The 13,160-nt window shown below is 59.9% G+C and carries 9 protein-coding genes and 1 pseudogene; 5 read left to right on the top strand and 5 right to left on the bottom strand.

Annotation, left to right across the window (positions count from 1 at the left end; all coding sequences use genetic code 11):
• Positions 1–18: 18 nt before the first annotated feature.
• Complete coding sequence (locus JNB85_RS04695) at positions 19–1,110, top strand: ABC transporter ATP-binding protein (RefSeq protein WP_220333237.1); 1,092 nt, start codon at positions 19–21, stop codon at positions 1,108–1,110.
• A gap of 114 nt (positions 1,111–1,224) precedes the next feature.
• Complete coding sequence (locus JNB85_RS04690) at positions 1,225–1,638, top strand: hypothetical protein (RefSeq protein WP_183728680.1); 414 nt, start codon at positions 1,225–1,227, stop codon at positions 1,636–1,638.
• Between the two features lie 74 nt (positions 1,639–1,712).
• Here JNB85_RS04690 and edd read toward each other — a convergent pair whose 3' ends face one another.
• The 5 genes from edd to JNB85_RS04665 all read right to left on the bottom strand — a co-directional run bounded on the left by edd (position 1,713) and on the right by JNB85_RS04665 (position 8,673).
• Positions 1,713–3,539, bottom strand: coding sequence for a phosphogluconate dehydratase (gene edd, locus JNB85_RS04685; RefSeq protein WP_220333236.1), 1,827 nt, complete (start codon positions 3,537–3,539; stop codon positions 1,713–1,715).
• Positions 3,540–3,603: 64 nt separating this feature from the next.
• Positions 3,604–4,302, bottom strand: a complete 699-nt coding sequence (gene pgl / locus JNB85_RS04680; protein WP_220333235.1) for a 6-phosphogluconolactonase — start codon at positions 4,300–4,302, stop codon at positions 3,604–3,606.
• An 18-nt stretch (positions 4,303–4,320) separates the two neighbouring features.
• On the bottom strand, positions 4,321–5,796 hold the full coding sequence (zwf, locus tag JNB85_RS04675; protein ID WP_220333234.1) for a glucose-6-phosphate dehydrogenase: 1,476 nt from the start codon (positions 5,794–5,796) through the stop codon (positions 4,321–4,323).
• Positions 5,797–5,931: 135 nt separating this feature from the next.
• Complete coding sequence (locus JNB85_RS04670; protein ID WP_220333233.1) at positions 5,932–7,227, bottom strand: NAD(P)/FAD-dependent oxidoreductase; 1,296 nt, start codon at positions 7,225–7,227, stop codon at positions 5,932–5,934.
• A gap of 9 nt (positions 7,228–7,236) precedes the next feature.
• Entirely contained in the window at positions 7,237–8,673 is a 1,437-nt protein-coding gene (locus JNB85_RS04665; RefSeq protein WP_220333232.1) for a glutamine synthetase family protein, read from the bottom strand.
• Positions 8,674–8,762: 89 nt separating this feature from the next.
• Here JNB85_RS04665 and JNB85_RS04660 point away from each other — a divergent pair.
• The 3 genes and pseudogenes from JNB85_RS04660 to JNB85_RS04650 all read left to right on the top strand — a co-directional run bounded on the left by JNB85_RS04660 (position 8,763) and on the right by JNB85_RS04650 (position 13,129).
• A pseudogene (locus tag JNB85_RS04660) lies at positions 8,763–9,984 on the top strand (BaiN/RdsA family NAD(P)/FAD-dependent oxidoreductase).
• Positions 9,985–10,149: 165 nt separating this feature from the next.
• Complete coding sequence (locus tag JNB85_RS04655; protein WP_220333230.1) at positions 10,150–10,293, top strand: hypothetical protein; 144 nt, start codon at positions 10,150–10,152, stop codon at positions 10,291–10,293.
• A gap of 307 nt (positions 10,294–10,600) precedes the next feature.
• Positions 10,601–13,129: a methyl-accepting chemotaxis protein gene (locus tag JNB85_RS04650; protein ID WP_220333229.1), complete on the top strand. Its 2,529-nt coding sequence runs from the start codon at positions 10,601–10,603 to the stop codon at positions 13,127–13,129.
• Positions 13,130–13,160 lie beyond the last annotated feature (31 nt).

Raw genomic sequence — 13,160 nt, 5'->3', positions numbered from 1 at the left:
ATCAGGAGGGGAGAGGAAATGACTGGACTGACGCTTAAGGATATCCGCAAATCCTATGGCTCCGTGGACGTGCTCCACGGCATCGACCTGGAGATCAACCAGGGCGAATTCATCGTTTTCGTCGGCCCCTCCGGCTGCGGCAAGTCTACGCTTCTGCGAATGATAGCCGGCCTGGAAAACATCACCGGCGGGGAGATGTATATCGACGGCATGCTCGTCAATGACGTGCCGCCGTCGAAGCGCGGCATCGCCATGGTATTCCAGTCCTATGCGCTCTACCCGCATATGACCGTTTTCGACAACATGGCATTCGGGATGAAGATCGCCGGTGAAAGCAAGCAGGAGATCGATCGCCGCGTGCGGGCAGCAGCAGACAGCCTGCAATTGACAAAATATCTCGATCGCCTGCCGAAGGCGCTCTCGGGCGGCCAGCGTCAGCGCGTGGCGATCGGCCGCGCCATCTGCCGTAACCCGAAGGTCTTTCTCTTCGACGAGCCGCTCTCCAACCTCGATGCAGCACTGCGCGTTGCAACCCGCATCGAGATCGCCCGTCTGAACGAGCAGATGGCCGATACGACGATGATCTACGTCACGCATGACCAGGTCGAGGCGATGACGCTGGCGGACCGCATCGTCGTTCTCTCTGCCGGCAATATCGAGCAGGTCGGTGCGCCGCTGGAACTTTACGAGCGCCCTGCAAACCTGTTCGTTGCCAAGTTCATCGGTTCTCCAGCTATGAACGTTATCCCCGCGACAATCACAGAGGCCGGTGAGAACACGACTGTGACACTGACCGGGGGCAAGTCGGTGACGCTCAATATCGCCACTGCAGCTTCGGAGAAGGGCAAACAGGCAAGCTTCGGCGTTCGCCCCGAAGATCTGCGCATTGCCGATCCCAGCGAAGATTACCTGTTCGAGGGCGAAGTCTCGATCGTCGAGGCGCTCGGCGAAGTGACGCTTCTCTATATTGAAGGTTTGGTCCAGGGTGAGCCGATCATCGTCAAACTGCCCGGAATCTACGACGTGAAGCGCGGCCAGAAGATGCATTTTGTTGCCGATCGGCAGAAACTGCACCTCTTCGATGCCGCCGGTCATACCTACAGAAAATGACCATCCATTTTTGGTGGAATCCTTCTTCTTGAGGCTGCGGAGGGGGAGGATTCTCACTTTCTGTTAAACATGCAGTGCTAGCCTTTTCTCACCAAGACTGAGGGGACTAAGGCCATGGCCGCATCGAATCCAACACCTCCAAAATCGCACTTCCTGGCGAAGGAAGAATCTTTCATGTACGACCGCGAATCGCGGTTCAAGATGGAAGACACGATGAACGCCGCGCGCATCGAATATACGGAAAAGGGCGTCATGCATGCCGCCTCGCGCCGCTGCGATATCGTCCGTATCTCGATGAGCAGCGCGATCCTCGCGATCCTCACGCAGTATACGCTGCCGAAGCAGTTCTACCTGGATATTCCGGATGCCCGCATCACCAAGGTGGGCTGCCTGCTGATGAAGACCTTCCCCAACAACACGATCGAAGTCCGCTTCCTGCGCCTGCTGACGCAGAAGGAGCTGAACAAGATCTTCGTCTATAGCACGCACCCGGCTCACAAGGATTACGTCCTCGATATCCGCGCGTAACAGTCTCGCGTTTCACCGGATACGAAAAAACCGCGGTCTCAGCCGCGGTTTTTCTTTCTATCGATGGTGGAATGTCAGTGGGCGTGGAAAAGCACGCTGGCGCCCTGATCGGACGGGCCGACCGCATGACGGAACGGCGCGAAGAGCTCCCGCCCCATGCCGAATTCATTATCCGAGAGATCGATCGTCACGGGCTCGCGCTCGGCCATGTCGGCAGCATCGACCAGCACTTCGAGCGTGCCCCTGATCGCATCGAGACGGATGATATCGCCGTCCTTGATGCGGGCGATAGGGCCGCCGTCAACGGCTTCGGGCGTGACATGGATTGCCGCCGGAACCTTGCCGGAAGCCCCGGACATGCGCCCGTCGGTCAAGAGCGCCACGCGGAAACCACGGTCCTGCAGCACGCCGAGTGGTGGGGTCAGCTTGTGCAGTTCCGGCATGCCGTTGGCCTTCGGTCCCTGGAACCGCACGACAGCGACGAAATCCCGGTTGAGCTTGCCTTCCTTGAAGGCGTTCTGCAGCTCCTGCTGGCTATGGAACACGATGGCCGGCGCCTCGATGATATGGCGCTCCGCCTTGACGGCGGAGATCTTGATGACCGCTTTGCCGAGATTGCCGCGCAGCATCTTCAGCCCGCCATTCGCCTGGAAGGGCGTCTCGATGCTGGCGAGCACCTTGGGATCGTGGCTCTTTTCCGGCGACGGCTTGCGTACGACCGTACCGTTTTCGCCAAGCTGCGCATCGACCGTATAGGCTTCCAGACCCTGGCCGAAGACCGTGCGAACATCGTCATGCACCAGGCCCTGCTTCAACAGTTCCTTGATGAGGAAGCCCATGCCGCCGGCTGCCTGGAAATGGTTCACGTCGGCAAGCCCGTTCGGATAGACACGGGCAAGCAGCGGCACCAGTTCCGACAGCTCGGCAATATCCTGCCAAGTCAGCTGGATGCCTCCGGCGCGTGCCATGGCGACGAGGTGCATCGTGTGGTTCGTCGAGCCGCCCGTCGCATGAAGGCCGACGACGCCGTTCACGATCGAGCGCTCGTCGATCATCTCGCCGGCCGGCGTGAACTCGTTGCCGAGCGCGGTGATGGCCAGCGCCCGCTTCGCAGCCTCGCGCGTCAGCGCTTCGCGCAGCGGTGTGCCGGGATTGATGAAGGAGGAGCCTGGCATATGGAAGCCCATGATCTCCATCAGCATCTGGTTGGAGTTTGCCGTGCCGTAGAACGTGCAGGTGCCAGGGCCGTGATAGGATTTGGATTCGGCTTCCAGCAGTTCCGCGCGCCCGACCTTGCCCTCGGCAAAGAGCTGGCGCACGCGCGACTTCTCGTCATTCGGCAGGCCCGAGGTCATCGGTCCGGCCGGGATGAAGATCGCCGGCAGGTGGCCGAAAGAAAGGGCGGCGATGACGAGGCCGGGAACGATCTTGTCGCAGACGCCGAGGAAGAGCGCCGCATCGAACATGTTGTGGGACAGGCCGACCCCGGCTGCCATGGCGATCAGGTCGCGCGAGAAGAGCGAAAGCTCCATGCCCGGCTGACCCTGGGTGACGCCGTCGCACATGGCCGGCACGCCGCCGGCAACCTGGGCAATACCACCCGCCTGCGCTGCCGCCTCGCGAATGATCGCCGGGTAGGTCTCGAACGGCTGATGGGCCGAGAGCATGTCATTATAGGCGGTGATGATGCCGAGATTAGGCACGCGGTCGCCCGCAAGCGCATCCTTCTCGGCGGGGGAACAGATGGCGAAGCCGTGGGCTAGGTTGGCGCAGCCAAGAACCGAGCGGTTGACGCCTTGAGAGGCGGCAGCGCGCAGGCGCTCCAGGTAGCGCTCGCGGGTCGGCTTCGAGCGTTCGACAATGCGATTCGTGATCGCAGCAATGCGTGCGTGAGCGGACATGGAAAATCCCTGCCTTGTTCTTGTTCGTCTCTGTTCGCCGGCTCCGGCGGCCTCACGGGCCGTATCAGGGAGCCCAGTAGATCTCGACCGGGGAAGTGGCCCGGCGCAGAATGGCGCGGATCGGCATCTCTGCCTCGTCACCGTTCCCTTCTGCCTTGGCGAGAACGTCTTTTTTGCCTTCGCCCTCAATGTGGAGAATAAGCAGTTTGGCATCCTGAAGAGCGGAGAAGGTGAAGGTCAGGCGCGGCTCGCCGGCCCCTTCCGCATCCATGGTGATGATGCCGCGCGGGGTTTGAGCGTCGAGCGCGACGCTCAAATTGTTGCCGCCCGGGAAGAACGAGGCTGTGTGGCCATCGCCGCCCATGCCGAGGATGACGACATCGAAGGGGATGCCGATCTCCGCGCTCTTTGCCGTTGCAAGTTTCGCAGCCTCCTCGACGGAAGCCGCCGGCTGGTAAAGCGGCACGAAACGCGCCGCCTTCGCCTTGTTCTGAAGAAGATTGCCATCGACCAGCAGGTGGTTCGAGCGCGGATTGTCGGCGGGAACGAAACGTTCGTCGACGAGTGTGATCGTCACCTTGGTCCAGTCGATATCGCGCGTCGAAAGCGCCTGGAAGAAGGCTTTCGGCGTAGAGCCGCCCGAAACGGCGATGCTCGCCTCTCCGCGGGCTGCGATAGCTGCCGAAAGTGCGCCTGAAACCTTGTCTGCAAGGTTGGCGGCAAGTTCGGCGGCGTTAGCGAAGGAATGCAGTGTCGATGCCATATCTTCGAACCCTCGGACTTAGATGTCGTCGTGCCAGGTGCGGCCGTCGCGTTCGATCAGCGCGATGGCCTGGCTCGGACCCCAGGTGCCGGCCGTGTAGCCCTGTACCTGCTGGCCGGTGGATTCCCAACCCTTGAGGATCGGATCGACCCACTGCCATGCGGCTTCGACTTCGTCGCGGCGCATGAACAGCGTCTGGTTGGAGCGGATGACGTCCATCAGCAGACGTTCGTAGGCGTCCGGATTGCGGACATTGAAGGCCTGCGCGAAGCTCATGTCCAGGGAGACGTTGCGCAGGCGCATGCCGCCAGGACCCGGATCCTTGATCATCAGCGACTGTTTGACGCCCTCATCCGGCTGCAGGCGGATGATCAGCTGGTTTTGGCTGATGCGACCGGCCGCCTGATCGAAGATTGCATGCGGGATCGGCTTGAAGGTGATGACGATTTCCGACATGCGACCGGCCAGGCGCTTGCCGGTGCGGATGTAGAAGGGAACGCCCGCCCAGCGCCAGTTGTTGATCTCGGCCTTGATGGCGACGAAGGTCTCCGTATTGGAAACGCCGCCTTCGAGCTCTTCCAGGTAGCCCTTGACCGGGCCGCTGCCGGAGGCGCCGGCGCGGTACTGGCCGCGAACAGTGGCCTGCTCGACATTGGAGGCGTTGATGGGCTTCAGGGCCCGCAGAACTTTAAGCTTTTCGTCGCGGACGGCTTCCGAATCCATGGAGGAGGGCACTTCCATCGCGGTCAGGCAGAGGAGCTGCAGGATGTGGTTCTGCACCATATCGCGTAGCGCGCCGGCCGTGTCGTAATAACCGGCGCGGCCTTCAAGGCCGACGGATTCGGCAACGGTGATCTGCACGTGGTCGATATAGTTGGCGTTCCACAACGGCTCATAGAGCGCGTTGGCAAAGCGCAGCGCCATCAGGTTCTGCACCGTTTCCTTGCCGAGATAGTGATCGATGCGGAAGATCTGCTCTTCCTTGAAGACACGGCCGATATTGTCGTTGAGCTGCAGGGCCGAAGCAAGGTCGCGGCCGATCGGCTTTTCGACGACGATACGGGTCGACTTGGTGATCAGCTTGTGCTCATGGATCTTCTGCGAGATGTCGCCGAAGATAGCGGGAGCGACGGCGAGATAGAAGGCGCGAACGCGGTCCTTGCCTTCGTCGAGCAGCTTCTTCATCTGATCCCAGCCGGAGTCCGTGCGGGCGTCGACGGAAACATAGAACAGACGCGAGCAGAATTTTTCGACTTCCGCTTCGTCATATTCGCCCTTTTTCAGGTGCTCCTTCAGGGCATCCTTGGCGAATTTGCGGTATTCCTCATGTGACAGCGGGCTGCGCGATGCGCCTATGATGCGGGTCGGTTCCGAGAACTGGCCCTCGATCTGGCGGTGATACAACGCGGGCAGAAGTTTGCGCTCGGCAAGGTCGCCGCTGCCGCCAAAGACGACGTAATCAAAAGGCTCAACGGGAATGATCTGGCTGCTCATGAGCTTGTCTCTCAATCAGGCTTGGTTGGTGGCCGTTTTAATCTAATCGATTTAAAAAAGCCAGTGTGCGGTGCAATGAATCTGTCGGACATCGGTTTTAGAGCGAATTGCCCGCAGAGGAAATCCGCAATCGAACTAAAACTTGTCGCGGAGAGCAAACCACGACAAGGCAAGGAAAAGCAGCGGCGCCCGCATGCGCGCGCCGCCCGGAAAGGCAGGAATTTCGAGCGCCCTGAAGAGATCGAGGTCGGCCGATTTTCCCAGCACCATTTCTGCGTAAAGCTTGCCACAGTAATTTGACAGCATGACGCCGTGGCCGGAATAACCGCCGATCGACGTGACGCCGGGCATCACCTCGCGCACGAAGGGTTGGCGCGGCATGGTGATGCCGACTGATCCGCCCCAGGCATGAGTGATCTCGATATCTTTCAATGCCGGATAGATTTCGGCGATCTGCCGGCGGATATGCTGCGAGATGTCACGCGGATTGTCGGCCGTATAGGCCTCGCGTCCGCCGAAGAGCAGCCGTCCGTCCTTCATTTTGCGGAAATAGCGCACGACGAAACGCGAATCCGCCACCGCCTCGCCGCCCGGTATTACATCAGGGAACCGGTCGAGCGGTACTGTCGCGCCAATGAAGGAGCGGATCGGCATCACATGGCTTGCCGTGATCGGCTCCAGATTGCCGATATGTCCATTACAGGCAATCAGCGCCCGGTTGGTGGTGATTGTGCCGCGTTCGGTCTCGATCAGCACCCTGCCGCTGCGCTCTTCGATCGACTTCGCCTTGGTCATTTCGAAAATATCGGCCCCGGCATTAGCCGCCACCTTGCCAAGGCCAATCAGCAGCTTCAGCGGATGGACATGGCCGGTGCCGGTATCGCGAACGCCACAATAGAAACGCCTGGAGCCGAGCCGCTCCTGCGTTTCCTCGCGGTCCATGAAGCGCATGTGCGGATAGTCGTAGCGGAAAGCTGCGATCTCGGCATTCTCGTAATAGTACCGCTTATAGCTTTCCTTGTGCGCAACGTTGAGCTGGCCGGGCACATAATCCATATCGATCTGGTGCTCGGTCGCAAAATCCATGAGGTGCCGCTTGGCATCTTCGGCAAGATCGAAGAGCGCCTTGGAGCGCTCATAGCCGATCTTCTCTTCCATCTCTTCCGGCCACCAGCGCTGGCCGGTGCCGAGCTGGCCGCCATTGCGCCCCGAGGCGCCGTCGCCGAGCCTGCTGCCCTCGACTAGGGTCACCGAAACGCCAGCCCTGGCAAGATTATAGGCGGCCTGAAGGCCCGTATAGCCGCCGCCGATGATGGCGACGTCGCATTGCCTGGAGCCGTCGAGCGCCGGATAATCCGGCCGCTCTCCGACTGTTGCCTGATACCAGGAAACTCCCGGCGCGATGGGGCTTTGCCATGTCTCTTTCGTCATGGCACGCCCTCACACGTTCAGAAGGAGGAATTCCCGCTCCCAGGGACTGATCACCTGCATGAAGGTCTCGAACTCGCCCCGCTTCACGCCGGCATAGAGTCCGATGAACTCCTTGCCGAAGACTTCCTCGAAGGCCGGTTCGTCTTCGAGCAGTGCCACGGCTTCCAGAAGCCCACGCGGCAAGTCGATCGAGCCCTCATTGGCCGAATCCTCGGTCGGAGCCGTGGGCTCGATTTCCTTCACGATCCCGAGCAGACCGGATGCAAGCGAGGCGGCGAGCGCAAGATAGGGATTGGCATCCGAGCTCGGCAGGCGGTTTTCCACGCGCCGGGCCTGCGGATCGGAGACCGGCACGCGGAAGGCCGTCGTGCGGTTGTCGTAACCCCAGGCATTGTTGACCGGGCAGGACATGTCCGGCTGCAGACGTCGATAGGAGTTCACATAGGGTGCCAGCATCGCAAGCGCACTCGGCACGTATTTCTGCATGCCGCCGATGAAGTGGAAGAATTCCTTCGAGGCAGAACCGTCATTGTTGGAGAAGACGTTCTTGCCGGTATTGATGTCCACCACGGACTGGTGGATATGCATTGCCGAACCCGGCTGGCCCTGCATCGGCTTTGCCATGAAGGTAGCGTAGATATCGTGCTTCAGCGCCGCCTCGCGGATCGTGCGCTTGAAGAGAAACACCTGGTCGGCAAGTTCGATCGGATTGCCGTGACGGAGGTTGATTTCGAGCTGCGCCGGCCCTTCCTCGTGGATCAGCGTATCGATCTCAAGGCCCTGCTTTTCCGAGAAGTGGTAGATGTCGTCTATCAGTTCGTCGAACTCGTTGATGCCGGCGATCGAATAACCTTGGCCGCCGAGAATCGAACGACCCGAACGTCCCTTGGGCGGGTGCAGCGGATAGTCCGGATCGTCATTCGTGGCCACCAGGTAGAATTCGATTTCCGGCGCCACGATCGGCTTCCAGCCGCGCTCGGCATAGAGGTTGAGAATGCGCTTCAATACATTGCGCGGCGTGTAGGGAACTTCCTGTCCGTCGGAATTGACGATGTCGCAGATGACCTGCGCGGTCGGGTCGGTTTCCCAGGGAACCACGGACAGGGTGGAAAGGTCGGGCACCAGTTTCAAGTCGCTGTCGCGCGGCTCGTAGCGGAAGCTTTCGGTCTCCTCGGGATATTCGCCTGATATCGTGTGGCGGTAGATCGCCGAAGGCAGTGCGAGCGATGTGTTGGAGGTGAACTTGGAGGACGGCATCATCTTGCCCCGCGGCACGCCGGCAAGGTCCGGCGTGATGCATTCGATGTCTTCGATACCGCGTGCCCTCAGCCACTGCGCCGCTTCCTTCCAGTTCGCAACACCGCGCAGAGATCCGGGATCAGGAGGGGATTTCTTCGAGGCGGGTACGTTTCTGGCAGGCTTCAGCGTCGTCTTTTTTGGGGACATGGCACACCGGTCTGTGTTGATCGTAACGCCATCATAACCAGAGTTTGCCAATTGGCGAGGGGGTGGAAGGCGTTGACATCGGCGCTTTGATGGAAAAAGAAGACGCGATTTCAGCAGGGAAAACGGATTTTGCAGCGCAAGAGCGATGTGATCGTCATCGGGGCGGGTGCCGCGGGCATGATGTGCGCTATCCGCGCCGGTCAGCGCGGCCGCTCGGTCACCGTGCTCGACCATGCCCGCGCTCCAGGGGAGAAGATCCGCATTTCCGGCGGCGGCCGCTGCAATTTCACCAACGTCAATGCCGGCCCGAAAAACTTCCTCTCTGCAAATCCGCATTTCTGCAAATCGGCGCTTGCCCGTTTCACGCCGGCGGATTTCGTTGCCATGGTCGACCGTCATGGGATCGCCTGGCATGAAAAGACGCTCGGCCAGCTTTTCTGCGATAACAGCGCCAAGGAGATCATCTTCATGCTTCTCGACGAGATGCGCGCGGCGGGTGCCGCCTGGCATCTCGGCATCGAAATCTCAAGCGTGGAGAAGACCGAAAGCGGCTTCCGCGTCTCCACATCGGAAGGCCTCTTCGAAGCTTCCTCGCTCGTCATCGCAACCGGCGGAAGATCCATTCCCAAGATGGGCGCGACGGGCTTCGCCTATCGCATTGCCGAGCAGTTCGGCCTTGCTCTCACCGAAACGCGTCCCGGCCTCGTGCCCGTGACGCTCGACCCGATCCTGCTTGAAAGCATCGCGCCCCTGTCAGGCATTTCCGCGCCGGCCGAGATCAGCCACGGAAAGACCTCCTTTCGCGAAGCCCTACTCTTCACCCACCGCGGTCTCAGCGGCCCCGCCATCCTGCAGATTTCCTCCTACTGGCGGGAAGGTGATGCTATCACCATCGATATCGAGCCGGACGTCGATATCGCCGCGCATCTGAAGAAGGCGAAACAAGCAAATGGGCGCCAGTCCGCACAGACGGCGCTTGGTGAAATCCTGCCGAAGCGCTTAGCGCAATATATCGTCGAACGCGAGGGTGTCAGCGGCAACATGGCCGACCTCTCCGACAAGCTGCTGACCAAACTTGCCGATTCCGTACAGAACTGGTCCGTCAGGCCGTCTGGTTCGGAGGGGTATCGTACGGCGGAAGTCACGCTCGGCGGCATCGACACGGTGGGTCTCGATTCCCGCAGCATGCAGGCCAAGTCCGTTTCTGGTCTCTATTTCATCGGCGAATGCGTAGATGTGACCGGCTGGCTCGGCGGCTATAATTTTCAGTGGGCCTGGGCGTCCGGTTTTGCCGCCGGTGAGACATTGTAAACGCGAATATTCGTAGACGTGAAACCTTTTCCTCGATTCAAGACTTCTTAAGATTGGCTGCGCCATCCTGTCCCAATGGCAGGCTGGCAAATCATTCCTAAATGAAGCTTTACCGGCAAGCTGTTTTATTGGATTGTTGTGCTTAGATAGAAGTGAGGTTTCGCAATGGACAGAAACACTCGACGCTCCCGCGCCATCGCAATCGCCCAGGCAAAGCCTGATACGAAACTCGTAGCTCTGCGCTATCTGATGCTTGCCGCAGGCGCGACCGCCGCCAGCATTGCTGTTCTTTTCTCCCACTTCGTCTGATCTTTCTGCAGCTCGAAATGGAAGTCTTCTGGTCTGCCGATTGATATATCGCGGTTCAATAGCGCGCGATTTGCAACTATTGTGCGACCATAGCTGATGCGCTCTTACTGTTTATCCGAAAATTAACATCTAATCTGACACATTGGAGAGGATTATTTGGGTGTTTCCGGCCTTTGCCGGAAATGAGCCGGCAATGACTGCCGCCCTTTCAGGGTTTCCCAACTGTTAGTAGATCAGCTCGATATGCACCGGCTGGCGCCGAAAGGTTGCCGGCAGGAGGAGTGGTGTATGAAAGGCACAGCGCGCCATGTTCATTGACAAGATTCTGTCTCGTTTCAAAATTCAGACCAAGGTTCTGATTTTTGTTCTGCCATTCGTCATCACCATTTCCGCGGTCGGTCTTACTGGTCTTTATGCATCCGGTCTTCTGCAGGGCCGAATGGAGATTTCCAACAGTGTTCTCCAGTCGCTGAGCGGGTTCAAGGACCTTTACGCCTCGATGGGCGACTTCCTGCAGACCACCAACGAGCAGGCGCGCGACAAGCTCCATGCAGATATCAAGACCCAGGGCCAGACGCTGAATGCCACCATGGCGCAGATCGGCGACAATGCCGGTCATGAGAATTTGCAGGCAGCCATCGAAGGGACCAAGGGCATTTCGGATACTGTCGGCAAGCTCTGGACGCTGCACGAGCAGGAAGTGGCCCTTCGTAAGCAGATCGACGATGCCCAAAAGGTGATGATCACCAATCGCTTCAACGTCAGCTATGACGCCAAGCAATTGGAAGAGAACATCCGCACCGATGAAGGCAATGCAACGGCGACATTGCGCGCAGCCGACCGTCTCCTGAAGGGCGGCGACACGCTGGCAACCACCATGAACGATTTCAACAAGGCGCAGACGTCTGCTGACAAGCTGAAGGTCGTGACCGATGCGCTGCCTGCGATCGTCAAGGCGCAGCGCATGATCGAAATCTCCGTTCCGCAGAACCAGAAGAGCATGACCCAGTCGATGGCGCAGACCATCAGCGACCTGAAAGCCCAGGCGACGGCTCCGGACGCCGGCACGGACGACAGCGTTGCCAATCTGGGTCGTCTGGTTTCCCGCTTCCGCCAGATGTCGACTTACACGCAGCTCACCGCCACGCAAATGATGCGTGAGGCCACGACGACCTTCGTGGAGCTTGACAGCCGCATCGCTCAGACGAATTCCGTGCTGGAAGACACCCGGCGCCTTGAAAGCTCCATTTATTCGCTGCAGCTCGTGCTTGCCGAGTTCAATGCCAAGCCGAACAAGGAAAATCGCGTTCGCCTGAACCAGGAGATCGCCACGCTCAACACCATGTTGAACACCCTTCAGGCAAGCGCCAAGGGTATGAATTTCGCCGGTGACATCGTCGACGCGATTACGCCCGCTCTCGCTTCGATGGATAAGGGTGCGCAAAGCCTCGTTGATGTGATCAATCAACGCACGGCCGATTATGCCGCAGCGCGACAGCAGCTCGACGGCGTCTGGGGCCAGCTGACCAGCTTTGCGGAAGAGCAGAAGCAGACTGCTGGCGCGGAACGCGACCAGGCCAACAGCATCTCCGTTGGTACGACAGCGCTCGGCATCCTGGTGTCCATCGTCGGCGGCATCGCACTGGTGCTGACGCTGCAGCGGCCGATCGCCCAGATCACCGCCGCCATGCGCCGTATCGCCGAAGGTGCGCTCGACACCAACATCTCCGGTGAGAAGCGTTCCGACGAAATCGGCGATATGGCCCGCGCCCTCGGCATTTTCAAGGAAAATGCCATCTCCAAGATCCGTATCGAGGAGCAGAGCGACGAAGAGCGGCAGGCCGCCGAGCATGAGCGCCAGCGCAACGATGCCGAAAAGCGCGAGATGGATCGCCAGATCGAATTCGCGGTCAACGCGCTTGCCGCCGGCCTCGAGCGCATGTCGCAGGGCGATATCTCGACGACGATCGAAACGCCCTTCATCGGCCGTCTCGAACAGCTCCGCCAGGATTTCAACGGTTCGATGCTGCGCCTGCAGGCGACGATGAGCCAGATCCGCGATAACGTCCAGATGATCCAAGGCAACGGCAACCAGATGGCCCAGTCCGCCGAGGATCTCTCCAAGCGCACCGAGCAGCAGGCCGCGTCGCTGGAGGAAACCGCTGCCGCTGTCGATCAGATCACCGTGACCGTCCGCTCGTCTGCCGAGCGTGCCAAGGATGCCGACCAGATCGTCCGCCAAGCCAAGCGCAGCGCCGACGACTCCGCCGTCGTCGTCAACAATGCGATCGATGCCATGGGCCGTATCGAGGATGCATCGCGTCAGATCGAGCAGATTATCGGTGTCATCGACGAGATCGCCTTCCAGACCAACCTGCTCGCTCTGAACGCCGGCATCGAAGCCGCCCGCGCCGGTGAGGCTGGCAAGGGCTTTGCCGTTGTCGCCATGGAAGTCCGCGAGCTTGCCCAGCGCTCTGCCGCTGCCGCGCAGGAGATCAAGGGCCTCATCAACAAGTCGACGAACGAGGTCAATTCCGGTTCGCAGTTCGTACAGGAAACCGGAACGGTTCTCGCCAAGATCAGCGCCCAGATCGTCACGATCAGCCAGCACGTCGAAATGATCGCCCGCGCAAGCCACGACCAGTCGAGCGCGCTGCAGGGGGTCAACTCCACCGTCAACCAGATGGACCAGATGACACAGCAGAACGCCGCGATGGTGGAAGAGACCACTGCCGCAAGCCGCGAGCTCGCAAACGAGGCGGACGCGTTGCTGCATCTCGTGCAGCAGTTCAAGATCGACGGCGGCACCGACGTGCATATGTACCGCGCCGCCTGATTCCGATATTCAACCCGCAATACAAATGGCC

It is taken from the genome of Rhizobium mesosinicum (genome assembly GCF_019511345.1).
In the GTDB taxonomy this organism is placed as follows: Bacteria; Pseudomonadota; Alphaproteobacteria; order Rhizobiales; family Rhizobiaceae; genus Rhizobium; species Rhizobium mesosinicum.
Note: the sequence above shows the minus strand (reverse complement) of the source record. Positions and strands in the feature narration are given on the sequence as shown.

Excerpts from the sequence above, each read along its gene's own strand:
- JNB85_RS04695 (WP_220333237.1), top strand. The coding sequence starts at position 19 with ATGACTGGACTGACGCTTAAGGATATCCGCAAATCCTATGGCTCCGTG.
- JNB85_RS04690 (WP_183728680.1), top strand. The coding sequence starts at position 1,225 with ATGGCCGCATCGAATCCAACACCTCCAAAATCGCACTTCCTGGCGAAG.
- edd (WP_220333236.1), bottom strand. The coding sequence starts at position 3,539 with ATGTCCGCTCACGCACGCATTGCTGCGATCACGAATCGCATTGTCGAA.
- pgl (WP_220333235.1), bottom strand. The coding sequence starts at position 4,302 with ATGGCATCGACACTGCATTCCTTCGCTAACGCCGCCGAACTTGCCGCC.
- zwf (WP_220333234.1), bottom strand. The coding sequence starts at position 5,796 with ATGAGCAGCCAGATCATTCCCGTTGAGCCTTTTGATTACGTCGTCTTT.
- JNB85_RS04670 (WP_220333233.1), bottom strand. The coding sequence starts at position 7,227 with ATGACGAAAGAGACATGGCAAAGCCCCATCGCGCCGGGAGTTTCCTGG.
- JNB85_RS04665 (WP_220333232.1), bottom strand. The coding sequence starts at position 8,673 with ATGTCCCCAAAAAAGACGACGCTGAAGCCTGCCAGAAACGTACCCGCC.
- JNB85_RS04655 (WP_220333230.1), top strand. The coding sequence starts at position 10,150 with ATGGACAGAAACACTCGACGCTCCCGCGCCATCGCAATCGCCCAGGCA.
- JNB85_RS04650 (WP_220333229.1), top strand. The coding sequence starts at position 10,601 with ATGTTCATTGACAAGATTCTGTCTCGTTTCAAAATTCAGACCAAGGTT.